The sequence below is a fragment of the Streptomyces sp. HPF1205 genome, from assembly GCF_020400825.1.
GTDB lineage: Bacteria > Actinomycetota > Actinomycetes > Streptomycetales > Streptomycetaceae > Actinacidiphila.
In genome coordinates this window covers 1-23,097 of sequence record NZ_JAINVH010000056.1, presented here as the reverse complement: position 1 = coordinate 23,097, position 23,097 = coordinate 1, and the positions used below count along the sequence as shown (strand labels likewise).

General features: G+C 75.3%; 23 protein-coding genes. 12 read left to right on the top strand and 11 right to left on the bottom strand.

Annotation, left to right across the window (positions count from 1 at the left end):
• Positions 1-176 precede the first annotated feature (176 nt).
• The 5 genes from K7G61_RS34590 to K7G61_RS34570 form a co-directional block, all read right to left on the bottom strand.
• On the bottom strand, positions 177-797 hold the full coding sequence (locus K7G61_RS34590) for an acetate uptake transporter (protein WP_225851120.1): 621 nt from the start codon (positions 795-797) through the stop codon (positions 177-179).
• Positions 798-922: 125 nt separating this feature from the next.
• The gene (locus K7G61_RS34585; RefSeq protein WP_225851119.1) at positions 923-2,503 is read right to left on the bottom strand and encodes a cation acetate symporter; all 1,581 of its coding nucleotides are present in this window, start codon (positions 2,501-2,503) and stop codon (positions 923-925) included.
• A gap of 72 nt (positions 2,504-2,575) precedes the next feature.
• Positions 2,576-2,950: a hypothetical protein gene (locus tag K7G61_RS34580; protein ID WP_225851118.1), complete on the bottom strand. Its 375-nt coding sequence runs from the start codon at positions 2,948-2,950 to the stop codon at positions 2,576-2,578.
• Entirely contained in the window at positions 2,943-3,788 is an 846-nt protein-coding gene (locus K7G61_RS34575) for a LytTR family DNA-binding domain-containing protein (RefSeq protein WP_225851117.1), read from the bottom strand. Before K7G61_RS34575 ends, K7G61_RS34580 begins: the two co-directional genes overlap by 8 nt.
• 136 nt (positions 3,789-3,924) lie before the next feature.
• Positions 3,925-5,133, bottom strand: coding sequence for a sensor histidine kinase (locus K7G61_RS34570; protein WP_225851116.1), 1,209 nt, complete (start codon positions 5,131-5,133; stop codon positions 3,925-3,927).
• A 267-nt stretch (positions 5,134-5,400) separates the two neighbouring features.
• Between K7G61_RS34570 and K7G61_RS34565 the strand changes: the two genes are divergently transcribed.
• The 4 genes from K7G61_RS34565 to K7G61_RS34550 all read left to right on the top strand — a co-directional run bounded on the left by K7G61_RS34565 (position 5,401) and on the right by K7G61_RS34550 (position 10,198).
• Positions 5,401-6,201 carry a metalloregulator ArsR/SmtB family transcription factor gene (locus K7G61_RS34565; RefSeq protein WP_225851115.1) on the top strand — a complete coding sequence of 267 codons (801 nt, stop codon included), beginning with the start codon at positions 5,401-5,403 and terminating at the stop codon, positions 6,199-6,201.
• Between the two features lie 54 nt (positions 6,202-6,255).
• A complete protein-coding gene (locus tag K7G61_RS34560; protein ID WP_225851114.1) occupies positions 6,256-6,696 on the top strand; it encodes a hypothetical protein in 441 nt (146 codons plus the stop codon).
• Positions 6,697-6,841: 145 nt separating this feature from the next.
• Positions 6,842-7,015, top strand: a complete 174-nt coding sequence (locus tag K7G61_RS34555) for a DUF6126 family protein (RefSeq protein WP_225851113.1) — start codon at positions 6,842-6,844, stop codon at positions 7,013-7,015.
• Between the two features lie 213 nt (positions 7,016-7,228).
• Positions 7,229-10,198 carry a beta-galactosidase gene (locus K7G61_RS34550; RefSeq protein WP_225851112.1) on the top strand — a complete coding sequence of 990 codons (2,970 nt, stop codon included), beginning with the start codon at positions 7,229-7,231 and terminating at the stop codon, positions 10,196-10,198.
• Positions 10,199-10,284: 86 nt separating this feature from the next.
• On the opposite strand, the gene K7G61_RS34545 is transcribed toward K7G61_RS34550, so the two are convergent.
• Complete coding sequence (locus tag K7G61_RS34545; protein WP_225851111.1) at positions 10,285-10,797, bottom strand: FBP domain-containing protein; 513 nt, start codon at positions 10,795-10,797, stop codon at positions 10,285-10,287.
• A 221-nt stretch (positions 10,798-11,018) separates the two neighbouring features.
• On the opposite strand from K7G61_RS34545, the gene K7G61_RS34540 reads away from it, so the two are divergent.
• The 3 genes from K7G61_RS34540 to K7G61_RS34530 all read left to right on the top strand — a co-directional run bounded on the left by K7G61_RS34540 (position 11,019) and on the right by K7G61_RS34530 (position 13,973).
• On the top strand, positions 11,019-11,456 hold the full coding sequence (locus K7G61_RS34540; RefSeq protein WP_225851110.1) for a hypothetical protein: 438 nt from the start codon (positions 11,019-11,021) through the stop codon (positions 11,454-11,456).
• 203 nt (positions 11,457-11,659) lie between these two features.
• On the top strand, positions 11,660-13,165 hold the full coding sequence (locus tag K7G61_RS34535; protein WP_225851109.1) for an FAD-binding protein: 1,506 nt from the start codon (positions 11,660-11,662) through the stop codon (positions 13,163-13,165).
• Between the two features lie 154 nt (positions 13,166-13,319).
• On the top strand, positions 13,320-13,973 hold the full coding sequence (locus K7G61_RS34530) for a dienelactone hydrolase family protein (RefSeq protein WP_225851108.1): 654 nt from the start codon (positions 13,320-13,322) through the stop codon (positions 13,971-13,973).
• Between the two features lie 24 nt (positions 13,974-13,997).
• Here the strand turns inward: K7G61_RS34530 and K7G61_RS34525 are convergent, their stop codons facing one another.
• The 3 genes from K7G61_RS34525 to K7G61_RS34515 all read right to left on the bottom strand — a co-directional run bounded on the left by K7G61_RS34525 (position 13,998) and on the right by K7G61_RS34515 (position 16,628).
• Positions 13,998-15,053 (bottom strand): PhlD, encoded by a 1,056-nt coding sequence (locus K7G61_RS34525; protein ID WP_225851107.1) that lies wholly within the window; start codon positions 15,051-15,053, stop codon positions 13,998-14,000.
• A gap of 105 nt (positions 15,054-15,158) precedes the next feature.
• Positions 15,159-16,046, bottom strand: coding sequence for an XRE family transcriptional regulator (locus K7G61_RS34520; RefSeq protein WP_225851106.1), 888 nt, complete (start codon positions 16,044-16,046; stop codon positions 15,159-15,161).
• 15 nt (positions 16,047-16,061) lie between these two features.
• A complete protein-coding gene (locus K7G61_RS34515) occupies positions 16,062-16,628 on the bottom strand; it encodes a GNAT family N-acetyltransferase (protein WP_225851123.1) in 567 nt (188 codons plus the stop codon).
• Between the two features lie 252 nt (positions 16,629-16,880).
• On the opposite strand from K7G61_RS34515, the gene K7G61_RS37185 reads away from it, so the two are divergent.
• From K7G61_RS37185 to K7G61_RS34490, 5 genes are all read left to right on the top strand, one after another.
• Positions 16,881-17,735: a helix-turn-helix transcriptional regulator gene (locus K7G61_RS37185; RefSeq protein ID WP_225851105.1), complete on the top strand. Its 855-nt coding sequence runs from the start codon at positions 16,881-16,883 to the stop codon at positions 17,733-17,735.
• A 211-nt stretch (positions 17,736-17,946) separates the two neighbouring features.
• Positions 17,947-18,591, top strand: a complete 645-nt coding sequence (locus tag K7G61_RS34505) for a dihydrofolate reductase family protein (RefSeq protein WP_225851104.1) — start codon at positions 17,947-17,949, stop codon at positions 18,589-18,591.
• Positions 18,592-18,809: 218 nt separating this feature from the next.
• Positions 18,810-19,946: a site-2 protease family protein gene (locus tag K7G61_RS34500; RefSeq protein WP_225851103.1), complete on the top strand. Its 1,137-nt coding sequence runs from the start codon at positions 18,810-18,812 to the stop codon at positions 19,944-19,946.
• 61 nt (positions 19,947-20,007) lie between these two features.
• Positions 20,008-20,322, top strand: coding sequence for a hypothetical protein (locus tag K7G61_RS34495; RefSeq protein WP_225851102.1), 315 nt, complete (start codon positions 20,008-20,010; stop codon positions 20,320-20,322).
• A 63-nt stretch (positions 20,323-20,385) separates the two neighbouring features.
• Positions 20,386-21,843, top strand: a complete 1,458-nt coding sequence (locus tag K7G61_RS34490) for an RtcB family protein (RefSeq protein ID WP_308190796.1) — start codon at positions 20,386-20,388, stop codon at positions 21,841-21,843.
• Positions 21,844-21,912: 69 nt separating this feature from the next.
• Here K7G61_RS34490 and K7G61_RS34485 read toward each other — a convergent pair whose 3' ends face one another.
• Both K7G61_RS34485 and K7G61_RS34480 read right to left on the bottom strand, forming a co-directional pair.
• Positions 21,913-22,371, bottom strand: coding sequence for an archease (locus K7G61_RS34485; protein ID WP_374204339.1), 459 nt, complete (start codon positions 22,369-22,371; stop codon positions 21,913-21,915).
• A 333-nt stretch (positions 22,372-22,704) separates the two neighbouring features.
• Positions 22,705-22,953 carry a dsRBD fold-containing protein gene (locus K7G61_RS34480; protein WP_225851101.1) on the bottom strand — a complete coding sequence of 83 codons (249 nt, stop codon included), beginning with the start codon at positions 22,951-22,953 and terminating at the stop codon, positions 22,705-22,707.
• Positions 22,954-23,097: the final 144 nt, after the last annotated feature.

The window sequence follows — 23,097 nt, the reverse complement described above, 5'->3', positions numbered from 1 at the left end:
GTTCGCCGCCGCCGCCAGATCCGCCGGCGGAGCGAACCGCCGCTCCTCCTTCAACAGATTCGCCAGCGTGTTGTCGTTCATCGCCCGTCCCTCGGTCGTGTCGTGTGCTCGGTACCGGCCCGGCCGGCCGTTCAATGCCGCCGGCGCGCCCGCGTCGCCGCGCGGGCGGGCCGCCGTCAGCTCAGCGGCCAGGTCGGCAGCGAGCGGTCCTTCCAGGTGGCGTTGGCGACCCCGGCGAACGAGCCGTACCAGGCGAACGCCGCGGTGACCAGGCCGACCCAGCCCCCGGCGTGGGTGACGGACAGGTGCTGGCCCAGGGCGCCGATGGTCAGCAGCAGGAACGTCAGCGACAGCGCGGTGAACACGGCGAGTACGACGACGCTGATGCGGGTCGCCACCACGGTCATGTACACCGTGAAGATCGTCCAGGCCAGCAGGAACAGCCCGGTCGCCTCGTGGGCGCCGTCCGCGGGCAGCTTCGGGGCGACGAACTTCACGTAAGCGGCGAACGACAGCCAGAACGACCCGAAGGAGGTGAAGGCGAGGGCGCCGAAGGTGTTGTTCTTGCGGAACTCCCACATGCCCGCGAGCAGTTGCGCCAGGCCCCCGTAGAAGAGGGCGAGCGGCAGCACGACGGACTCCAGGGCCTCGTTGTGCACGATGTTCGAGTTGAAGCACGACAGCACGAAGGTGGTCATGGCGAACGCGCCGAGTCCCAGCGGTCCGGGGTCGGCGATCGACGGGGTGGGGGCGGACGTGCGGGGAGGCACGCTGGAGGTCGCCTGGGGGTCGGTCACGGGGAGGTCCCTCCTGGTCGGGCTGATGGTGCACGAGTGCCGGTCACCCGGGTGGTGCCGCTCGCTCGACCGGTACGGTGCGCCCGCGCCGGTCCCGCGGACAGGGGCCGGGCGCAAGTTGTCGATCAGCGGCGGGCGTTGTGCGACAGGCGGTCGCGGCCGCGCGCCGAACGGTCGCCCGCGCGCGCCGAACGGTCGGCCGGGCCCCCCGCGAGCAGCTCGGGAACGTGCAGCCTGGCGAGCACGACCGCGGTCCGCGCCGGCACACTCGCGCGCGTCGCCCAGGACACGCCGATCATCGTCACGAACGCGGCGGGCACGCTCCACGCCGCGGGCTCGGCCAGCAGCGCGCCTCCCCAGCCCGGGCCCGGCCGCCACACCACCGTCACCGTCACGGCGGCCAGGGCCAGCGCCCCGCCGACCAGCATGCCGGCCGCGGCCCCCGCCGCCGTCAGGCGCCGCCACCAGATGCCCAGCACGAGCAGCGGGCAGAACGTGGACGCGGCCACGGAGAAGATGAGGCCCACCTCGTGCGCGACACCGATCCCGGCGCCGGCCATCGGCATCGCCAGCGCGCACGGCACCGCCACCGCCAGCGCGGCCGCCTTGCGGAAGCCGCGCACGTGGCCGCCGAAGATGTCCTGGGACAGCACCGAGGCGACCGACAGCGTCAGCCCCGAACACGTCGACAGGAAGGCCGCGAAGGCCCCGGCCACCACGAGGACGGTGAGGAACTCGCCCAGCCCGCCGGGGACCAGCCGCTGCGGCAGCAGCAGCACCACGGTGTCGGGCCGCCCCTCGGGCACCAGGTCGGGGGCGTACCGGCGGCCCAGCCCGCCGTACACCTCGGGCAGCAGGTAGAACAGCCCGAGCAGCGCCAGGACGCCCACCGTTGCCCGCCGGGCGCTGCCGCCGTCGGGATTGGTGTAGAAGCGGGCGATGACGTGCGGCAGCCCCATCGCGCCGAAGCAGGTGGCGACCAGCAGCGAGTACAGACCGTAGAGTTGCTGGCCGCCGCCCGGGCCGAACGGCGGCCCCGCGGCCGGGGCGGCGGCGTACGGCGTCCCGGCCGGGTGCGCTGCCGCCGCCGGGTGCCAGGCGCCGCGCCAGACCAGCACCAGCACCACGGCGGGCACCGCGAGCGCGGCCAGCTTCAGCCAGAACTGGAACGCCTGTACCAGCGTCACGCTGCGCATGCCGCCCGCGACCACGTTCACCAGCACCACCGCCGTCACCAGCCACGCGCCCGCCCGCGGCGGCGCGCCGGTCACCGTGTGCAGCGCGAGCCCGGCGGTCTGCAACTGGGGCACCTGGTACAGCCACCCGATGAGCACCACGAACCCGGTCGCGACCAGCCGCACGCCGCGCGAACCCAGCCGCGCCTCGGCGAAGTCCGACACCGTGTACGCACCCGACCTGCGCAGCGGCGCGGCGACCAGCGCCAGCAGGACGAGGTACCCGGCGGTGAAGCCGATGCCGTACCACAGCATGTCCGTGCCGTACGTCAGCACCAGCCCGGCGATGCCGAGGTACGAGGCCGCCGACAGGTACTCGCCGCTGACCGCGGCGGCGTTGCGCAGCGGCGAGACCGTACGGGAGGCCACGTAGAAGTCGGAAGTGGAACGCGAGCGCAGGCCGTAGGCGCCGAACGCCACGGTCGCGACGGCGACGGCGGTGACGGCGGCGAGGTTGGGCAGGGCGTTCATCACTCGGCTCCGGGAGGGGCGTGGGGGGATCGCGGGGCGCGGGGCGCGCGGGAGGTCCGGGGCGGACGTCGGTCAGGAGCGGTGGACGCGGGTGGCGAACTCCCGCTCGTGCCGCTCGGCCCGCCGTACGTACAGCGCGCCCGCGGCCACCAGCAGCGCGTACACCGGCGGCCCCAGCACCAGCCACGGCAGCCGCACGCCGAGCACCGTCAGCCGGCCCGACGACGGCAGCCACGCCAGCAGCAGCGGCAGACTGCCCAGCACCAGGAACACCGTGCCGCACACCACCGCGGCCAGTCTGAGCTGAGCCCGCATCAGCCCCCTGACGTAGACCTCGCCGAGCGCCGTCTGCTCCCGCACGTCGCGGACGACGCCGTGCCCGGCGCCCGGCCGCGCCGCCCGGGTGCGCGGATGGGTGACGACGACCCGCTGCGGCGGATCACTCATGGCCGGTCTCCCTCCCGGTCGGCCGGCGCACCGGATCGCCGGCGAGCACTTCGCGCAGCCTCCTGGCGCTGCGGCGGCTGACGGGCAGCACGGCGTCGCCCACCCGCACCGACAGCCGCCCGGAGTCGGTACGCAACTCCTCGATGTGCGCTGCCGCGACCAGATGGCGGCGGTGCACCCGGACGAAGCCCGCGTCCCGCCACTGCCGCTCCAGCGTGGACAGCGGCACACGCAGCAGATGGTGCCCGGTCGGCAGGTGCAGCCGCACGTAGTCCCCGTACGCCTCCACGTGCCGCACGTCCGAACGGCGGATGAACCGGGTCACCCCCGACCGCTCGACGGCGATAACCGGGTCGTCGGCGGGCGGCGGCGCGGCCGGCGCGGCGGGACCTGGGCCCGCCTCGGGGGCCGGTGCCGCCGGGCGCCCCGGGTCCGCCGCGGGCGCCGCCGGTCCGGCCTGCGCGCGGGTCTCGGCCACCCGCCGCACCGCCTCGGCGAGCCGTTCGGTGCGTACCGGCTTGAGCAGGTAGTCCACCGCCCGCAGTTCGAAGGCGCCCAGCGCGAAGTCGTCGTGCGCGCTGACGAACACCACCGCGGGCGGCTCGGTGAACTCCAGCAGCAGCCGCGCCACGTCCAGGCCGTCCAGACCCGGCATGCGGATGTCGAGGAAGACCCCGTCGAGCGGTTCGCCGGCCGCCCGGGCGTGCGCCAGGGCGCGCAGCGCCGACCCGCCGTCGCACGCCTGCTCCACGCGTGCCACGCGCGGGTCCTGGCCGAGGAGGTAGACCAGGTCGCTCAGAGCCGGCGGCTCGTCGTCCACCGCCAGGATGCGCAGCATTGTGTGATTCTTCGCACGGCCCGAGGGCCGGGTCAATCGCTGTGCCGGTATCGCCTCGGTCACGTTTCGCCGCCCGGCCCGGGCCGCCCGCCCCCTGCGGCCCGCACCACCGGTCCCGCCCCCGCCCTTCCGCGGGTCACGGCCGCGCCGCGCCCGGTGCGACGACCGCGCCGGGCCGGTACTTGGGCACCCGCAGCCGCACCTTGGTGCCGGCGCCGGGCGCGGTCTCGATGATGAGCCCGTAGGCGTCGCCGTACAGGTGCCGCATCCTGGTGTCCACGTTGCTCAGGCCGATCCCGCCGGCGGGGCCGTCCGTACCCGCGTCCAGGATGCGGGCGAGTTCGGCCGGGTCCATGCCGACGCCGTCGTCCTCGACGGTCAGGTGCGCCTCCGCCCCCGCGTCCTCGGCGACCAGCGTGATCCGGCCCGGCCCCGGCCGTCCCTCGAAGCCGTGCCGCACGGCGTTCTCCACCAGCGGCTGCACGCACAGGAACGGCACCGCCACCGGCAGCACCTCGGGCGCGGCCCGCACGCTCACCTGCAGCCGGTCGCCGAAGCGGGCCTGTTCCAGCGTCAGGTACTGGCCGATCGAGCGCAGTTCCTCGGCCAGCGTGGTGAACTCGCCGTGCCTGCGGAAGGAGTAGCGGGTGAAGTCGGCGAACTCCAGCAGCAGCGCGCGGGCCCGCTCGGGATCGGTGCGCACGAAGGACGCGATGGCGGTCAGGGCGTTGCCGGAGAAGTGGGGGGAGATCTGGGCCCGCAGCGCCCGCAGTTCTGCCTCCACCACCCTGGTGCGGGAGCGGTGCAACTCGGCCAGCTCCAACTGGCCCGACATCCAGCGGGCCACCTCGCCGACCGCGCGGACCAGGCCGGCCGAGACGTCGGGCGCGAAGGCCAGCAGCGCGCCGGCCAGCCGGTCCTCGACGACGAGCGGGGCCACCACGGCCTGGCGGATCGCGCACCCCGCGACGGCGCAGCCCACCTGGTCGTCCTTGGCCACCAGCGGCCGCCCGCCGGCCAGGACGGCCTCGGCCAGCGCCGGCACCTGGTCGGCGTGATGGCCGCAGGGCCCGTCCCAGGCCAGCGGGCGCTCGGTGTCGGCCAGCGCGAGGCCGGGAACGCCCAGGAGCGCCCGCAGGTGCCGCGCGGCGGCGCCGGAGGCCGCGGTCAGGCCGCCGCGCAGGGCGGGCGCGGCGAGCGACGTCAGATGCAGCGCCTCGAACGCGGCCTCCCCCGACCGCCCGTCCAGCGTGCCGCGCGCCCGCGTCCCCCGCCGCCGGGGCCGGGCCGCGCCGCCGGTCCCGGTCGCCGCGGAACCGGCGCGGCCCGACCACATTCCCGCCATGCGGGAAACGGTAGCCCCCCGCCCCGCCCGCCGGCGGCCGCGGGGACGAACCCGGTCGGGCCCGCGGTCCCGGTCGAGCTCGTGGCTCCGTCGGCGCTCGCGGCTCCGTTCGCCCGCCGGACGCGGTCGGCTCGCGGCCCCGTCGCGCCCCGCGGCCCCCGTACCCCGCCCCGCGTTGCCATGATTACTACATGTACTATTTGGAGAAACCATCGCCGACGGTGAGGAGCACCTCGTGAGCCGGGTGATCGCCGGGAAGGGCCGGCCATGACCGGCGACGGGGAGATCGAGCGGACGCCTTCGCGCCGCACCGCGGTGCTGGACCTGCTGCGCGGCACCGACACCCCGCTGGGCGTCACGGACGTGGCCGAGCGGCTCGCCGTCCACCCCAACACGGTGCGCTTCCACCTCGACGCGCTCGTGGCGCAGGGCCAGGTCGAGCGGACGGTGGAGGCACCCTCCGGGCCGGGGCGGCCGCGCACGGTGTACGCGGCGCGGCCCGGAATGGACCGCGGCGGGGCCCGCCGCTACCGTCTGCTCGCCCGGATCCTGCTCAGCAGGCTCGCGTCCCAGGGTGCCGGCGCGCGGGAGGCGGCCGCCGACGCCGGACGCGACTGGGGCCGGTACCTCGTCGAGCAGGTCCCCCCCTCGCGCCGCCCGACCGCGCGGGAGGCCGCGGACCGCCTCACCGCCATGCTGGGCGACCTGGGCTTCGACCCGCAGCCGGTCCGCGGCCGGCCCGGCCACCCCGGTGGCCCCGACCCCGACCACCCCGACCCCGACCCCGGCCACCCCGACCCCGGCCGGGCCGCCCGGGCCCGCGACGGCGACGGTGTGCACGGCGAGGCCGGCCCGCCCGACCGTATCCGGCTGCGGCACTGCCCCTTCCTCGAACTCGCCGAGGAGTACGGCGCGATCGTCTGCCCCCTGCACCTGGGTCTGATGCAGGGCGCCCTGGCCGAACTGCGCGCCCCCCTGGCCGCGACCCGGCTGGAGCCGTTCGCCGAGCCCGACGCCTGCGTGGCGCACCTGGCCCCCGCCGGCGCCGCACCCGGGCCCCGCCCGTAGGACCCGTACCGCCCGTACCACCCCACCCGCAGGGAAGCAGGAGATCCGCAGCACATGAACACCACCTCGGCGGCCGCGGCCGGAGCCGTCACCTTCGTCTGGCTCGGCATGGTGCTCGCCATTTCCTTCCTGGAAGCGCCGCTGAAGTTCCGGGCGCCGGGCGTGACCATCCCCATCGGGCTCGGCATCGGCCGCATGGTCTTCCGGGCGCTCAACACCGTGGAGGCGGCGCTGGCGGCGGCCGTCGTGGCGCTGGTCGCCACCGGCAGTCCGTCCGGGGCGGCGCTCGCGCTCGCCGTCGTGACCGCCGCCGTGCTGGCCGCCCAACTCGTCTTCGTCCGGCCGGGGTTGAACAGGCGCTCCGACGCCGTACTGGCGGGCGAGGACCCGGCCCTGCGCCGCTCGCGCGCCCACCTGTACTACATCGCGCTGGAGGCCGTGAAGGTCTTCGCCCTGGTGGCGCTGGGGGCGACCGTCCTGGCCGCCGCCTCCTGACCGCACGGGCGCGGCACGGGCAAGGCAGACTGTGCAGGTGAGGCAAGCCGGGCAGGTACGGCGAACCGGCCGATCGCGGCAAGCCGCGTGATCGCGGCAAGCGGCACATCGGCAAGAGGAACAAGAGGAACAGGAGAAACGACTCATGAGTGATTCTGCGGACGCCCCGGCGCCGGTCAGCCCCCAGGGAGGCGCCGGCACCGAGCAGTGGAAGGAGCGGGGCGTGGTGAAGCGGGTGCTCCTGTACGTGGTCGGCGCCCACCTGCTGGCCGCCCTGCTGTGGCTCTTCTTCCTGATCGGCGCCCACGCCCACAAATAGCCCGCCCACAAGTAGTCCGCCCGCGAGCGGTCCGCCTGCGAGTGGTCCGCCCGTGAGCATCCCCCGGCCGGTCCTGCCCGCCGGACGCCGCCGTGCGATGTCGCGGGCATTGACGGCGGTTCGGGGCGGGTCTACCGTCGGTGCGCGACAACTGATCACACATTTTTGAACAGTTTCAAACGCATCGTCACAGCGGTAGTCCCGAGGAGACCCGTGGACCTGACCCGTCGAACCTTCGGAATCCTGACCGGCTCCGCGGCGGCCTCCCTCGCGCTGCCCGGCCGGACGGCGAGCGCCGCGGACGCGCGGCGGCCCCCGGCCCGGGAGGCGGCCGGCAGCGTCGCCTTCGACCGCTACTCGCTGATCGTCGACGGCCGGCGGGTGCCGCTGTGGTCCGGCGAGATGCACCCCTTCCGGCTGCCCAGCCCCTCCCTGTGGCTGGACGTCCTGCAGAAGATGCGCGGTAACGGCTACAACGCGGTGAGCATCTACGTCGCCTGGAACTACCATTCGCCCGCACCCGGCCACTACGACTTCACCGGTGTCCGCGACCTGGACCTCTTCCTGCGGATGGCCGCGTGGACGGGGCTGTACGTGATCGTGCGGCCGGGCCCGTACATCAATGCCGAGGTCGACGCCGGGGGCTACCCCGGCTGGCTGACCACGATCGCGGGCCGCGCCCGGACGGACGACCCCGAGTACCTGGGGCACGTGGACCAGTGGCTGACCGCCGTCGACGCCGTCGTCGCGCGGCACCTGTACACCCGCGGCACCGGCACCGTCGTGCTGTACCAGCTGGAGAACGAGTACGCCGCGCATGTCGCCGACGCCACCGGCCTGGGCTACATGGCGCACCTGTACGAGAAGGTGCGCGCCGACGGCATCGACGTCCCGCTGTTCCACAACGACAAGGGCCGCAACGGCTACTGGGTCCCCGGCGCCTTCCCCACCGGCGGTGAGCAGGGCCGCTACCTGTACGCCTTCGACGGCTACCCCTCACCCACCGGGACCCCGCCGGACTGGGGGTACTTCGGGCCGGGCGGCGCCAAGGGCGGTGCCACGGCGAGCCCCGGCACCCCCGGCTTCATGGCGGAGTTCGGCGGCGGCTGGTTCGACCCCTGGGGCGGCGCGGAGTTCGGCGGCAAGGGCTACGCCGAGTCCCGCCGCACCCGCGACGCCGCGTACGAGCGCCGCTTCTACCTGACCAACCTGGCCAACGGCATCAAGATCCACAACGTCTACATGACCTTCGGCGGCACCTCGTGGGGCTGGCTGCCGGCCCCGGTGGTGTACACCTCCTACGACTACGGGGCCGCGATCGACGAGGCGCGCAACCCGACCTCCAAGGTGGTGCCGATGCGGCAGATCGGCACGATGCTCACGTCCTTCCCCGACCTGGCGCGGCTCGACCGCGCCGCCGACACGGCCACCGACAACGCCGCCGTACGCGTGTACCACCTCACCGATCCCGACCGCGGCTCCCACGTCTACCTGCTGCGCAACGACACGTCCGCCGACGCCGAGTGCACCCTCGCGGTCACCACCGCGGCCGGCACGGTGACCGTGCCGGCCGAGGGCGCGCTGCGCGTCGCCGCCAAGGACATGAAGGCGCTGGCCACCAACCTGTCGCTCGGCGGGCGCACCCTGCTGTACACCACCGCGCAGCCGATGCTGCGGATGCCGGGCGCCGCGCAGGACCTCGTGGTGCTCACCGGACGGCCCGGCGACCCGGTCGAGGCCGCGGTCGCCTGTCCGGCCGAGCCGGTCGTCACGGTGCTCGCCGGCACCGCGCGCACCGCCTACGACGCCACCACCGGCACGCTCCGGATCGGAGCCACCCTCGGCGGCCTCACCCGGGTCCTGGTCAGCGGCGGCGGCGTGGCGACCCCGCTGCTGGTGCTGCTCGCCGACGACGACGCCTCGGCCGTCCTCGCGCCCCTCGGCGATCCGGCGGCCCCCGCCCTGGTCAGCGGACCGCCCCTGGTGCGTACGGCGCGCAGGACCGGCGCGGTGCTCCACCTGACCGGCGACACCACCGCGCCCTGCCCGCTGGAGGTGTGGGCGCCGCCGGCCGTCAGGGAGGTCACCTGGAACGGGCGGCCGGCCGCCGTGCGCCCCACCGCCTCGGGCAGCCTGCTCGCGGTCCGGCCCCTGGCCGGACCGCCCGCCGTCACCCTGCCCGCCCTGACCGGCTGGCGGTACGCCGAGGAGAACCCGGAGTCCGACCCCGGCTTCGACGACAGCTCCTGGCGCGCCTGCGACCTGACCTCCTCGCACAGCAAGACCGCGGTCCCCGCCGGCCGGCCCGTGCTGTTCGCCGACGACTACGGCTTCCACTACGGCGATGTGTGGTACCGGGGCCGGGTCACGGTCCGGGATCCGGCCGGCACGCTGGCCCTGTCGTACTCCACCGGCACCCAGGGACTGCTCATGGCCTGGTGGGACGGCCGGCCGCTGGGCACCCACCGCATGCCGGTGCCCGCCAAGGCACAGGACACCAAGGGCACCTGGACCGACACCGCGGCGTTCACCGTGCCCGCGGACCTCGACGGCCCCGGCCCGCACACGGTGGCCGTCCTGGTGCGGCCGATGGCCCACGAGGAGGACGGCGGCGCCAACGACGCCTTCAAGGCCGCCCGCGGCCTCACCGACGCCGTACTCGACGGCGCCGCCGACGTGTCCTGGCGCATCCAGGGCTCACTCGGGGGCGACCCCGATCGCGGCCCGCTCAACACCGGCGGCCTGTACGGCGAGCGCTCCGGCTGGCACCTGCCGGGCTTCCCCGACCGCGACTGGCGGCCCGTCACCCTGCCGCGGGCCGAGGCCCGCCAGGGCGTCGCGTGGTACCGCACCACCTTCCGCCTCGACGTGGACAAGGGCACCGACGCCTCGATCGGCCTCGTCCTGACCGACGACCCGGCCCGCGCCTACCGCGCGCAGATCTTCCTCAACGGCTGGAACATGGGCCAGTACGTCAACGACGTGGGTCCGCAGCACACCTTCGTCCTCCCCAACGGCGTGCTCGATCCGCGCGGCGAGAACACACTGGCGCTGGCCGTGCTCGCCGACGGCACGACGCCGGCCGGACCTGCCCAGGTGGCCCTCACTCTCCTCGGCGCCGCGGCCGGCGGTGTCCCCGTCACGCCGGTGAAGGCGGCGGGGTACCGGGCGGCCCGGGATTGACGCGGGCGCGGGCGCGGGGGAGCGGGACGCCGGGGAGTGGGACGCCGGGGAGCGGGACGCCGGCGCGGCCGGACACGGGGCGGACGTCAGGCGGCGGTGGCCGTCACCTTGGCGAGGAAGGCGTCCAGGTTCCGCCGGGTGCGCTCGATCTGCTCCCGAAGCGTCAGCGTCTCCTCGATGCGGCGGACCGTGGCACCGGACTTCCTGCCCCGCACGTACAGGGAGCAGGCCAGGTCCGCGCACATGTACACCGCCACGGTGTCGCCGCGCCGCCCGGCCGGACCGGCCAGCGGCGCGGCGAGCAGGTCCACCCCGCCCGCCGAGTGCCCGGTCAGGCAGATCGAGCACAGGCTGCTGCGCAGCAGGTTGCGCCGGGCCGACGAGGCGATCCGCAGCGCGACGCCGGTGGGGCCCGCCCCCGCGCCGTCCTCGGCCACCAGGTACGCGCGATCCGGCGCCCCCGGGTCCCGCCAGCCCAGGAAGTCCAGGTCGGCCCACGGCAGGTCCGCCAGATCCCTCGGCAGGTTCAGCCGCTTGGCCTCGCCCTTCGAGCAATTGACGAAGGACGCACGAATCCGCAGTTCGTCGAGGGGTTCCATGGGCCGAACGTAGCAAGGTCGGCCCGGCCGGTCTCCTGGATTTCCCGGCGGTCCCCGCCCTCCCGGCCGCCCGCCGGGTATCGCTTTTGCAAATTGTAGTTTTCAGCTTGCGCGTTGACGGGCGCGGCGATCATAGTGAATTCAACGGTGCTGCCGGTTCTGCGGCGATTGACCACGCCGCCGGGACCGTACGCACTCCGTCGCAGTGAGAGGCGATGTCCATGGCCCCGTTACCGGGCACCGCTCCCGTGACCGGCTCCGCCACCGCGCGGCAGCGTATCCGCGTACCGTCCGCGTCCGACCTGCCTCCGGGGCTCGGTTGCGACGTGGTCGAGACCTCGGCCGAGCACGGAGTGCGCATCCTGGGATTCCTGCCCGACTCCGGCTGCGTCCTGGCCCGCGGCAGACGCTGGTCCTGGATCGTGCCGTCGGGCTCCGACATCGGACTCACCTGGCCGTGCATCGTCACCTACAGCGCCGACGCGGCCGTCCTCGTGCCCGCCTTCGGCACGCGCCGCTGGCAGCCGGGCACCCACAGCCTCGTCCACGACTCGCGCCGCGGTGTGCCGTACACGCACCCGATCCTGCTGTACTTCGCCGCCTGCTGCGTCGCCGGAGTGCGGCCCGCGCAGGCCCTCCGCGAACCGGGGCACCTGTGACGGCCCGCTGACGGGCCCCGCCCGCAAAGCGTCCCCCTCACCCCGCGCGGCCGCGGCTCACGCCCGAAACCACCACGCGCGCGAGTCTGCCCGCCGATCGCCGGGACGAGTACGATCACGCCAGTCCCGGCGTCCGGCCCCCCACCCGGCGTCGCAGCACCGCGTACGGCCGCAGGCCCGCGATCCGCCCAGGAGGGGGAGACATGCTCCACCAGCCCAGCCGCCGCACCGTACTGCACGGCCTGGCCGCGGGAGCGGGGGTGATCGCCTTCGACCCGGTGACCCGTACCTGGGTCACCGACCGGATGGCCCGGCGGTACGCGCTCGCGGGCGCCGAACCGGCCGGCGTGCCGCCGCTGGACGGCAGCCTGCTGACCGACCCGGACACGCTGGCCGCCGCGGCGGACGACTTCGGCCACTACGTGCACCGCCGCCCGATCGCCGTCCTGCGCCCCGGCTCCGTCGCCGACGTCGTGGCGATGGTGCGCTACTGCGCCGCGCACGGCATCCAGGTCGCCGCCCGCGGCCAGGGGCACGGCACCAACGGCCAGGCCCAGACGGACGGAGGCCTCGTCGTCGAGACGTCCCCACTGCACACCGTCGGCCCGGTGACCAACGGCCCGGACGGCACGCCGACGGTGCGCGTCGGGGCCGGAGCCGTGTGGAGCGCGGTGGTACGTGCCACCCTCGCACACGGCCTCACCCCTCCGGTGTTCACCGACTACCTCGAACTGTCGGTCGGCGGCACCCTGTCGGTCGGCGGACTGGGCGGGCAGGCGCACCTGCACGGCGCCCAGGTCGACAACGTCACCGAACTGCAGGTCGTCACCGGCACGGGAGAACTCCTCACGTGCTCGGCGACCTCGCGCGCCGACCTCTTCGTGGCCGTGCTCGCCGGGCTCGGCCAGTGCGCGGTCATCGTCTCGGCGACCTTGCGGCTGGTGCCCGCGCCGGTCTCCGTACGCCACTTCCTGCTCCCCTACACCGACCTTGCCACCTTCCTCGACGACCAGCGGCGGCTGGCCGGGGACGGGCGGTTCGCCTATGTGGAGGGCGAGGTCGCGGCGCAACCCGGGGGCGCGTACACCCGGTACACCCTCGAAGCGGTCGCCTACGGCCCGCCCGCGGGGCCCGAACCGGACGACACGGCCCTGCTGCGCGGCCTGCGCTACGACACCTCGGGCGTGGTGACCCGCGAGACCCTCGGCTACTTCGACTTCCTCGACCGCCTCGCCCCCGGCGTGGCCGCGCTCGAACAGGCCGGCCTGTGGTCCTGGTCGCACCCCTGGCTCAACCTGCTGCTGCCCGGTGACCGCGCGCCGGAGCTGGCCGGCGCCCTGCTCGACGGCCTGGCCGGCCAGGAGCTCGGCCCCGGCGGTGTCGTCCTGCTCTACCCGCTGGTCCGCGACCTCCTGCGGACCCCGCTGCTGCGGGCACCCGACGACCCGGTCCCGTACCTGATGGCCGTGCTGTGGACCCTCGACCCCTCCGACCGCGCCGCGATCGCCGCCCGGGAGGCCGCCAACCGCGCCGCGTACGAGACGGTCCGCGCGGCCGGCGGCACCCAGTACCCGGTGGGCAGCATCCCCATGACGCCGGATGACTGGCAGGCCCAGTACGGCAGGGTGTGGCCGTGGTTCGCCGCCGCCAAACGCCGCTACGACCCACGGGGCCTGCTGGCCCCGGGCCAGGACGTCTTCCCGGACTGAGCACCTGCCCGGCCCCGGTGCTCCCCGGCCCGCCCGGCGGCACCCGGCCGCGATCATCGTGACGAGTGTTACTGCTGTGACGCATGGGGAGTGATCGCGGGGGTATTCGCTCCTGGTCGGGAGAGCCGCTTTTCCGGCCGGAAGGGGTGGCGACATGATCTCCTCGATGGTTCTGGTCCCCGCCGACGGCGCGGCCCTGGCCGGCGACCTCGTCGTCCCCGGGCCCACGCGGTCGATGGTGCTGTTCGCCCACGGCAGCGGCAGTTCGCGGCACAGTCCGCGCAACCGCGTGGTCGCCGGCGAGATGCGCAGGGCCGGACTGGGCACGCTGCTGATGGACCTGCTGACCGAGCGCGAGGAACGCACCGACGCGGTCACCGAGACGCACCGCTTCGACATCCCCCTGCTCACCCGGCGCCTGGTCGCCGCGATCGACTGGCTCGACGAGCAGCCCGACACCGAGGGCGCCCCGGTGGGGCTGCTCGGGGCGGGCACGGGCGCGGCCGCGGCGCTGTGCGCGGCCACCGAGCGGCCCGGCCGGGTCTACGCCGTGGTCTCCCGCGACGGCCGCCCCGATCTGGCGGGCGACGCGCTGGAACGGGTGCGCGCCCCGGTCCTGCTCGTCGTCGGCGGCAACGACACCGAGGCGGTGCGCCTGCACCGCGAGGCCGCCGAGCGCGTCCCGGGCCCGCACAAGGTGCACATCGTGCGCGGCGCCACCCACCTGTTCGCCGACCCCGAGGCGCTGGAGCAGACCACCGAGGCGGCCAGGGACTGGTTCCTGTCGTCCGCCGTGAGCCGCGCGTGACGGCCGCCCCGCGGCCGCCGCGGCTCAGCGCACGGGCAGGTGCGCCCGGGTACGCAGGGCCGCGGTGGAAAAGCCCGGCGCGAAACTGACGATCAGCCCGGTGGACGCGGCGAGGTCCGGATCGCTCAGCGCCAGGCGCAGCACGTCGAGGACGGCGGCGCCACCGCGGTTGCCGCCGTCGCGCATGCTCGCGCGGCTGTGCCGCATCACCTCGGGGGCGCAGCCGAGCGCCGCCTCCACGCTGTCGAGGACCTTGGGGCCGCCGGGGTGGGCGACCACGTGCCCGGCCGTCCACGCCGGGTCGCCCTCCGTCAGCCACTTCACGACGTGCGGCATGACCACCGAGGTCGCCTCCACCGCCTCCCTGGTGCTGTCGAAGTGCCAGCCGTCGGGCTCGATGCGCTGCTGGTAGTAGTGGGTGGTGCCCGGCAGCACCATCTCGTACGTGTCCAGGACCTCCAGGCACGGCCGGTCCGCCGGCTTGTCCGCCGTCACGATCGCCGCGGCCCCGCTGTCGCCGAACAGGAACTTGAACACCACCGATTCCCGGGTCACGTCCGAGTAGTGGTAGACGGTCGACAGCGTCTCGGCCACCACGACCAGCGCGGTGCGCCCCCGCCCGGCGTCGATCATGTTGGCGGCCTGGATGAGGGACTGCGTGCCGCCGCCGCAGGCGTGCTGCGTCATGGGCACCCTGCGCACGGTGGGCTTCAGCCCGAGTTCGTTGATGAGCGCCAGGTCCAGCCCGGGCTTGCGGTCCCCCGTGGCGTGCGAGGTCACCACGACGTCGATGTCCTGCGCGTCGAGGCCGTGTTCGGCCATCGCCTGCCGGGCGGCCTCCACGCCGTGGTCGCGCAGGTGCTCCCACGCGGTCCGGGTGCGCTCCGGCAGCGGCGCCGGCGCCGAGGCGACCTCCAGGGGCTCGGAAAAGTACCGGACGTCCACGCCGATCGACCCGGCGACCCTGTCGAACAGCCGGCGGTGCGGGTGGTCCGGCTGGACACGGTGCAACGCGCGCCTGATCTCGTCGGTGGTGACCCGGTGCGGCGCGTTGACGACGGCGGGACGCAGGACGAACACGGTCGAACCCCTTCGGCGATTCGGTGGCGCTGCCGCCGATCATTCTGGCGGCGGCGGCCGCCTGTCTGGTTGGTGATGCGCGTCACAGTGACCGGTCGGGGCCGGTCAGGGCCGCTCCGGCGAGGTGTCCGACGCGCGGCGGCCGGCCGCGCGCAGCCACGGCAGCGGGCGCGGCGCCCCGTCCGCGTCCACGGGCGCGAGCGGGAACTGCATCAGGCGCGCCGAGGGCGAGCCGAAGATCGCGGCGCCGCACACGTACACCCACACCAGCCCCACCGCCGGATCGGGGTGCAGCAGCGGACGCGGGGCGTCGGCCTGCGGCTGCACGTAGGGGAGGTGCTGGTGCTCGTAGACCGGCCCCGCCCGCCGGTCGGCCCGCACGTCCGCGACCAGCTTCGCGAGCGTCTCGCTCTCCGGGTGCAGCGCGTGCGCGGCCCGCAGTTCGGCGACCACGGCCGGCGCCCAGTAGGTGTCCCACTCGTGCAGCACCGTCCGTGCGTGCGGGTCGAGCATGATCCACCGCATCATGTTGTCCGGCACCGGCCGGCCGTCGAACAGGCGCGTCACCTGCTCGTTCCAGCAAAGGACGTTCCAGTCGCGGTCGTTGACGTAGGCGATGGCGGACGTGGCGTCCACCAGCAGCCGCCACGAACCGGCAACGTCCAGCCCGAGATCGGTGTTCAGCGCGAACGGCGGCTCTTTGCCGACCGCGTACCGCCACAGCGAGTTCCACTCCTGGTGGTCGAGCTTCAGCACGCGGGCGATCAGCTCGAACAGGTGCTCCGGGGCGTTCTGGCCTCTCTCGATCGGGCCGTACGTGCCGATGCTCCTGCCCAGCAGGATGTCCATGTCCGACTGCGCCAGGCCCCGGTTGGCGGCGTGCCGGCCCCGCTTGTCGCGCTGGACGAACGCCAGTTGGGGAAAGTCGCCCGGGCGCGCCCTGGCCCTGGCCGTGGTCAGCAGCCGCCGCAACGCCTGCGGATCCCCACCCACATCCAATCCCTTCGGCTACGGCCGGCCCGCGGCCGGTACGTCCCCCGGCGCGGCCGGCGCGTGGCCCGACGATGCCTCCCGCACGGCCGGCGCGAGCCCGGGCAGCCGCTGGGCGCGGCGGGCGAGCGAGAACAGCGGGCGCGGCGGCCCCTGGACCTCGTGGACGACGCGGAACCCCTGCCACTGGTAGTACGCGGCCAGCGCCCGGGGGCCGCAGTCGCGCCGGACCCAGCGGGCGCCCTCCCGCGCGGCCCGGTCCACCGCCCACAGCGCGATGAGCGTGCCCGGCCGCAGCCGCCGGTACTCCGGGTCGGTCACCGTGTCGCTCAGGTAGAGCGCGGGCTCGGCGAGTTCGGCCTGCGTCCACCCCCACGGCGGCCCCAGCCGGTGCAGCACCGTGTGCCCCACCACCCGGCCGCGGTGCTCCAGCAGCCAGACGTTGCCGGCGTGCCGCGAGCAGCGCGTGGCGAACCGGTCCGCGCTGTCCCGCCAGCCCCGCAGTCCCCGCCGCTCCAGCCACGCGCTGCGGGCCAGGACCATCTCCCGCAGGGCGGGGGCGTCGGCGGCGCCGGCGGATCGCATCAGGAACACGCACTCACCCCCCCGGTTCCGGTGCCCCTCGCGGGTCATCCTAGGGAGTGCCGCGGCGGCCGGGCCCACCGTCCCGGGGCCGTGCCCGCATTCATCGGCGTACGGGCGATTTATTCACGTGGATTTTTCTCCCGTGAGAAAAACGGATCTCGATAACCGGCAGGGGATCGGCGAGACTCCGGTGTCACGGCCCCGGACGGGGGCCGGGGCCGTGACACCGGAGTCTCGGACAGGGAGCCACGCGTGACGCATGTACCGTCCCGGAGGTCACCGGACGGGGGCCGGCAGGCGGCACCCGCCGGAGGCGGACCGGCCGGCGCGTCGGGCGGCGAGCGGCGGGATCCCGGGACGGCCGCGTGCCCGCGCGTCCTCACCGCCGACCGCGGGACCGCTCCCCAGGAGCGGGGCGGCGCGGTGGAGCGCTACCCCGACGGCCGCGCCTGCGACAGCGCGCTGACCGGGCTGTACGCCGCCTGCGGGGAGTCCGTCGACGCGCTGCACACCGACGCCCCGGACGCCGGAACACCGCGCGCGGGCGCACCGCGGGCCGGCGCGCGGTCCCTGGAGCGGGCGCTGCGCAGGGACGCCGCCCTGGTGGCGCGCGGGGTGGCCGTGCGGTCCGTGCACCCGCAGTCCGCCCTGCAGGAGCCGGAGTACGCCAGGCACCTGCGGGACCTCGCGGCCGTCGGCGTCCGGGTCCGGCTCGTCGAGCGCGCCCCCCTCGGCCTGCTCGTCTTCGACCGGCACACCGCCTTCCTGCCCGGCGACCCCGCCCGCGGCGGCGAGCCGCCGGCCCGGATCACCGGCCGGCTGGTGACGTCCCTCACGGCCGCGTACGAGGACTGCTGGGACCGGGGAGTCCGCTTCGGCACCTTCCGTGAGGACCTGGGCCGGCTGGTGCCGGAGAGCCGGGAGCGCGCCATCCTGCGACTGGCCCTCCAGGGGCGTTCCGACGACCAGATCGCCCGCTCCCTCGGCATCCACCGGCGGACCGTGGAGCGCCGGATGAGCGAGGTGATGGAGCGGCTCGGCGTCACGACCCGCTTCGAACTCGGATTCCACCTCGGCCGCCGCTGCGCGCACGGCGACGCGGGGTGACCGCGGGGCGGCCCCTGCCGAGGGCCGGTGTTCCCACCGCCCGGCCCCGCCCCGGGGCCGCCCTCCATGGGGCAGGGAGGAGAGGGGCGCGCGAAGGGCGTGGGAGCGGAACGAGAGCGCCTGCGTGGCGGCACGATAGTGGCTGCCGGCGCGCACGCGCCGAGGCTTCGCACGCGAACCGCGGCGAGCCACGTGATTCAGGAGGCCGCGCATGTCCCTTGTACGGGTCCACAACTTCGCCGTCTCGCTCGACGGCTTCGCCACCGGAGAGGGGCAGAGCGCCGAAGCGCCCTTCGGCCACGCGGGCGGGCGGCTCATGGACTGGTTCTTCCACACCCGCACCTTCCGGGAGATGCAGGGCGGGAGCGGGGGCGGGAGCGGTGCGGACGACGCACTGGCCCGCGCGTGGGGCCCGGGCATCGGCGCGGAGATCATGGGCCGCAACAAGTTCGGGCCGCAGCGCGGCCCCTGGACCGACCACGAGTGGAACGGATGGTGGGGCGCCAACCCGCCGTTCCACACCCCGGTGTTCGTGCTGACCCACCATCCGCGGCCGTCGGTGACGATGGAGGGCGGCACCACGTTCCACTTCGTCGACGCCACCGAGCAGGAGGCGCTGCGCCTGGCGCGTGAGGCGGCGGGCGGCCTGGACGTCCGCATCGGTGGCGGACCCACCACGGTCCGCCGGTTCCTGGCCGCCGACCTCGTCGACCACCTGCACGTCGTCGTCGTCCCGATCGTGCTGGGCCGCGGTGAGCGGCTGTGGGACGGCCTGGAGGGGCTGGAGGAGCGGTTCCGGGTCGAGTCGGTCACCACCCCCAGCGGCGTCACCCACATGACCTTCACCAGGCCCTGAGGCCCGCCTCCGGCTCACGCCCGCCCCGCGGCACGCCCGGGTCGAGCGTGAGCCGGGCGCCCACCGGGTAAGTGGTACATACCGGGACTTACCCGGGAGCCACCGGACCGTCCAGGGCATACGGGCCCCGGGGGCGGCGACGGCCACACGATGGGTGCGGGACGGGTGCGCGAAGGACCAGGCGCCGTCCGCCGCGAGCCGGCGGGCAGGTGGAACCCATGAACGGCTCGGTCAGGATCGGGCACCTCTTCGGGGTGCCGCTGCGCATGCACTGGACCGTCCCGGTGCTGGTCGTGCTGTTCGGCTACGGACTGGGCAGGCAGACGCTGCCGCACTGGACGCCCGGCCACTCCCAGGTCGTGTACACGGTGGCGAGCGCACTCGGCGCCGTCGCGCTGGTCGCGAGCCTGCTGCTGCACGAGGCCGCGCACGCGGTCGTCGCCCGCCGCGGCGGGGTCCGGGTCGAGGACGTGACGCTGTGGGCGCTGGGCGGCGTCACCAGGATGGGGCGGCCACCGACCGCCAGGCTCGCCTTCTGGGTCGCGTTGAGCGGGCCGCTGGCCAGCCTGGTCGTCGCGGGCGCGGCGCTGGGCGCGGGCGCCGGGCTGCACGCGGCCGGCGGCCCCGCGGCCGTCCCGGCGGCCGTCCTGGCCTGGCTCGGCTGGACCAACCTGCTGCTGGCCGTCTTCAACCTGCTGCCCGCCATCCCGATGGACGGCGGCCGGGTGCTGCAGGCCGTGCTGTGGTGGCGCACCAAGGACCGCGAGCGGGCCGCGCGCATCGCCGACCGCGGCGGCCAGGTGATCGGCATCGCACTGATCGCACTCGGCTGGCTCGCCTTCGTGCGCGGCATCCCCGGCGGCCTGTGGCTGGCGGTGATCGGCTTCTTCGTCACCGTGACCGCGGGCGCCGAGCGCCGCCAGGCCACGTACGCCACCGCCCTGCGCGGTGTGCGCGTCGCCGACGCGATGTCCCACCCGGTGGTGACCGGCCCCGACTGGATGAGCGTGGAGCGCTTCATCACCGACGTGGCCGCCCCCGCCCGGCACACCGCGCTCGCCCTGCTCGACTTCAACGGCGACGCCAGCGGCATGGTGACCACACGCCAGCTCGCGGCCGTACGCATGGCGGACCGCGCGACCCTGCGGGTACGGGACGTGGCGACACCGCTGTCCCAGTGCACGCTCGCCGCCCCCGGCGAGCTCATGACCGACGTCCTGGAGCGGGCCCGCCCGGCCGCCGGGCTGCGGATCCTGGTGCTGGAGGACGGCCGCCGCCCGGTCGGCATCGTGACCCCGCACGACATCCAGGGGATCGTCCAGCGCCGCGGCCTGGACCGTGCCGGGCGGGCGTGAAGCCGGCCCGGCCGGGAATGCGCAGGGCGTACGAACGAGGGGGTTCGTGGAGGTGGCAGCCATGGGCGAGCCCCGGCTCTCGCCACGGGAACAGCAGATCCTCACCGAGATCGAGCACACGCTCGGCAAGGAGGGCAGGCTCGAACGGGAACTGCGCACGTGGCGGGTGAGCGCGTGGACCAAGTGCCTGGACGGGCTGCGCGGCGTCCGCTCGGCGGCGCTCGTCGTCCTGGCGCTGCTCTGCGTGATCCTCCTCGCCGACGTGCTCAGCAAGCCCGGCACCGGATCCCTGGCGGCCTTCGCCACGACGGTCGCGGCGACACTGGCGCTGGGCGGCGCGGTCCTGCACGACCGCGCCCACCGCGACCGGCCGTGACACGTCGCGGGCGGGCGCGCGCCGCGCCCGGCCGCGACGCGGGGGCAGCCCGAGGAGACCGCGATGGACAAGGCGAACGGGACGAACGCGACCACCGCGCCGACCGTCGAGGAGGCCGTGCCGGAGCGGCCGGGCAGGTTCCGCATCGCCCGGCGCGGGGCGATGCGCGTGCCGGGCGTGGTGTTCGCGTCCCCCGAGCTGCTCAGGGACGCCGAGAAGTCGCTGCGGCAGGTCGCCGCCGTGGCCACGCTGCCCGGGATCGTCGAGGCGTCGTACGCCATGCCCGACATCCACTGGGGCTACGGCTTCCCCATCGGGGGAGTGGCCGCGACCGACATCGACGACGGCGGGGTGGTCTCGCCCGGCGGCGTCGGCTTCGACATATCGTGCGGGGTCCGCCTGATGGCCGCCGACTGCGACCGGGCGGCACTGCGACCCGCCCTGCCCGCCCTCATGGACGGCCTGCACCGGGCCGTCCCGCGCGGCGCGGGGCCCGGCGGGGTCTGGCGGCTCGACGGCCCCGGCGAGCTGGAACGGGTGCTCACCGGCGGCTCCCGCTACGCCGTGGAGCGCGGCCACGGCGACGAACGCGACCTGCTGCGCTGCGAGGACCTCGGCGCCGTCGCCGACGCCGACGCCGGGCAAGTGGGCACCAGGGCCCGGCAACGTGGTCTCGCGCAGGTCGGCAGCCTCGGGTCCGGCAACCACTTCCTGGAGGTCCAGGAGGTCGCCGAGGTGTACGACGAACAGGCCGCCGCCGCCTTCGGCATCCGCGCGGGCCAGGTCTGCGTCATGATCCACTGCGGCTCGCGGGGACTGGGCCACCAGGTCTGCACCGACCACGTCAGGGCGATGGACCGGGCCATGAGCCGCTACGGCATAGCCGTCCCCGACCGCCAGCTCGCCTGCGCCCCCGTCGACTCGCCCGAGGGCCGCGCCTACCTCGGCGCGATGGCCGCCGCCGCCAACTACGGCCGGGCCAACCGCCAGCTGCTCTGCGAGGCCGCGCGCCGCGTCCTGCGCGAGACGGCCGGCGCCCGCCTGGCCCTGGTCTACGACGTGTCCCACAACCTCGCCAAGATCGAGACCCACCGGGTCGACGGCGTGCGGCGCCGCCTGTGCGTCCACCGCAAGGGCGCCACGCGCGCCTTCCCGCCCGGCCACCCCGAGCTGCCGGAGGACCTGCGGGAGGCCGGCCAGCCGGTGCTCATCCCCGGCACCATGGGCACGGCCTCGTACGTCCTGACCGGCGTCCCCGGCGGCGGCGCCTTCCACTCGACCTGCCACGGCGCCGGCCGCGTGCTCAGCCGCCACCAGGCCGCACGCACCGTGGACGGACGCGAACTGAGGGAGCGGCTGGAGGCCGGCGGGATCGCCGTGCGCCCGCTGTCGACGCGGGGCCTGGCCGAGGAGGCCCCGGAGGCGTACAAGGACGTCGACGCCGTGGTCGAGGCCGCCGAGACGGCGGGCCTGTGCCGCAAGGTGGCACGGCTGGTCCCGATCGCCGTGGTGAAGGGCTGAGCCGGCGTCCGGGGACGCCCGGCGGGGCCGGGCCCGCCGGCGCCCGGCCCGGGACACCGAAGGCCGCGTTCACACGTCGATCGTCACCGCGCAGCACCAGCCGTCCGCGTACGGGCCCACGCGCAGGTCGCTCCAGGAGACGCCCTTCGGCGCGGCGCCGGTGATCTCCATTTCGGCCAGCGGCGCCACCGCCAGGCGCACCTCCAGAGCGCCGTCGCCGGTGGCGCGGGCGTCGACGCCCACCGGCACCTCGCCGTCCACCTCCACGCGGAAGACGACCTCGTCCAGGAGGGCCGCCAGCAGGTCCTCGTCCCCGGCCCCGGTGATCCGCGCCCGGCGCACCGCGCGCGGACGCACGCCCCTGACGTCCGCGAAGGTCTCCACCATCGCGGTCACCGCCTGGGCCAGGCACTCCTCGCGGTTCGGGCCCCACGCCTCCACGCGCACGTCGGCGGTGTGCGGGACCGCGCGGTGACCGCTTCCGCCGTGCCCGCGCGCCCGCATGCCGCCGCTCTCGCCGCCGGTCACGACCTGCGCATGCCCGCGGGCGGGCGGCTGATACCGGTTCCGCGTCGCGCGTGCCACCTGTACGCCGGGCCGGGCGGCGGGTCCGCCCGGCCCGGCGTACAGATGGCAGGGGCGCCGGACGGCGACGAGCCGCTTGTGCTGATGGGGCGGGACCCGGCACCGGTGCCGTCGGGCACGGCGCCGCCGGAGCGGCCGCCGCCGGGCCGCGTGGCCGGGGCAGGGAAGCGCGCGGTGCTCGGCGCCGAAGGGAAACCCCAAGGGGCCCGGGCGGCCCGGGTCCGGCGAGGCGGGCGAACCCGCCGTCACCGGCCGAGCCGCTCGTGATCAATACACCTAGTCGGCCGGGCGGCCGAGTTCCGCGCCGGCCATCCGCAGGAGCCGGCGGGCCAGGTCGTTGAGCGCCGTCGCCGCCGCGATCTTCTCCGCCACGGGGGCCCGGCCCGGGTCGTCCCCGCGCCGGGTGGCGGATCCGTGCGCGGTGAGCTCGGTGTCGTCGGTCAGCCGGAGCACGACGACGGCCGCGATCTGCCGGTCGGTCTCCCGGAAATCCACCTCAAGCTGCCACTTGGGGGGTGTGTGCATGGAGTTCGCCTCCCTCCCTGCTTCCAGGATGGACCATGGGGCCGCCTTCCCCCAACCGCGCGTCACTGCGCGTTCGCGCCGCGCGGGCGGCGACGGGCGCCGCCCGGCACGCACGGGGAGGGGGCAGCCGCCGCCACGCCGGGG

What these genes read in the sequence shown, in the direction of transcription:
- K7G61_RS34555 (WP_225851113.1), top strand. Translation starts at nt 6,842, where the DNA reads ATGAGTGATTCTGCGGACGCCCCGGCGCCGGTCAGCCCCCAGGGAGGC.
- K7G61_RS34500 (WP_225851103.1), top strand. Translation starts at nt 18,810, where the DNA reads ATGAACGGCTCGGTCAGGATCGGGCACCTCTTCGGGGTGCCGCTGCGC.
- K7G61_RS34545 (WP_225851111.1), bottom strand. Translation starts at nt 10,797, where the DNA reads ATGGAACCCCTCGACGAACTGCGGATTCGTGCGTCCTTCGTCAATTGC.
- K7G61_RS34565 (WP_225851115.1), top strand. Translation starts at nt 5,401, where the DNA reads ATGACCGGCGACGGGGAGATCGAGCGGACGCCTTCGCGCCGCACCGCG.
- K7G61_RS34570 (WP_225851116.1), bottom strand. Translation starts at nt 5,133, where the DNA reads ATGGCGGGAATGTGGTCGGGCCGCGCCGGTTCCGCGGCGACCGGGACC.
- K7G61_RS34505 (WP_225851104.1), top strand. Translation starts at nt 17,947, where the DNA reads ATGTCCCTTGTACGGGTCCACAACTTCGCCGTCTCGCTCGACGGCTTC.
- K7G61_RS34515 (WP_225851123.1), bottom strand. Translation starts at nt 16,628, where the DNA reads ATGCGATCCGCCGGCGCCGCCGACGCCCCCGCCCTGCGGGAGATGGTC.
- K7G61_RS34490 (WP_308190796.1), top strand. Translation starts at nt 20,386, where the DNA reads ATGGACAAGGCGAACGGGACGAACGCGACCACCGCGCCGACCGTCGAG.
- K7G61_RS34535 (WP_225851109.1), top strand. Translation starts at nt 11,660, where the DNA reads ATGCTCCACCAGCCCAGCCGCCGCACCGTACTGCACGGCCTGGCCGCG.
- K7G61_RS34575 (WP_225851117.1), bottom strand. Translation starts at nt 3,788, where the DNA reads ATGCTGCGCATCCTGGCGGTGGACGACGAGCCGCCGGCTCTGAGCGAC.
- K7G61_RS34480 (WP_225851101.1), bottom strand. Translation starts at nt 22,953, where the DNA reads ATGCACACACCCCCCAAGTGGCAGCTTGAGGTGGATTTCCGGGAGACC.
- K7G61_RS34580 (WP_225851118.1), bottom strand. Translation starts at nt 2,950, where the DNA reads ATGAGTGATCCGCCGCAGCGGGTCGTCGTCACCCATCCGCGCACCCGG.
- K7G61_RS34585 (WP_225851119.1), bottom strand. Translation starts at nt 2,503, where the DNA reads ATGAACGCCCTGCCCAACCTCGCCGCCGTCACCGCCGTCGCCGTCGCG.
- K7G61_RS34530 (WP_225851108.1), top strand. Translation starts at nt 13,320, where the DNA reads ATGATCTCCTCGATGGTTCTGGTCCCCGCCGACGGCGCGGCCCTGGCC.
- K7G61_RS34560 (WP_225851114.1), top strand. Translation starts at nt 6,256, where the DNA reads ATGAACACCACCTCGGCGGCCGCGGCCGGAGCCGTCACCTTCGTCTGG.
- K7G61_RS34540 (WP_225851110.1), top strand. Translation starts at nt 11,019, where the DNA reads ATGGCCCCGTTACCGGGCACCGCTCCCGTGACCGGCTCCGCCACCGCG.
- K7G61_RS34495 (WP_225851102.1), top strand. Translation starts at nt 20,008, where the DNA reads ATGGGCGAGCCCCGGCTCTCGCCACGGGAACAGCAGATCCTCACCGAG.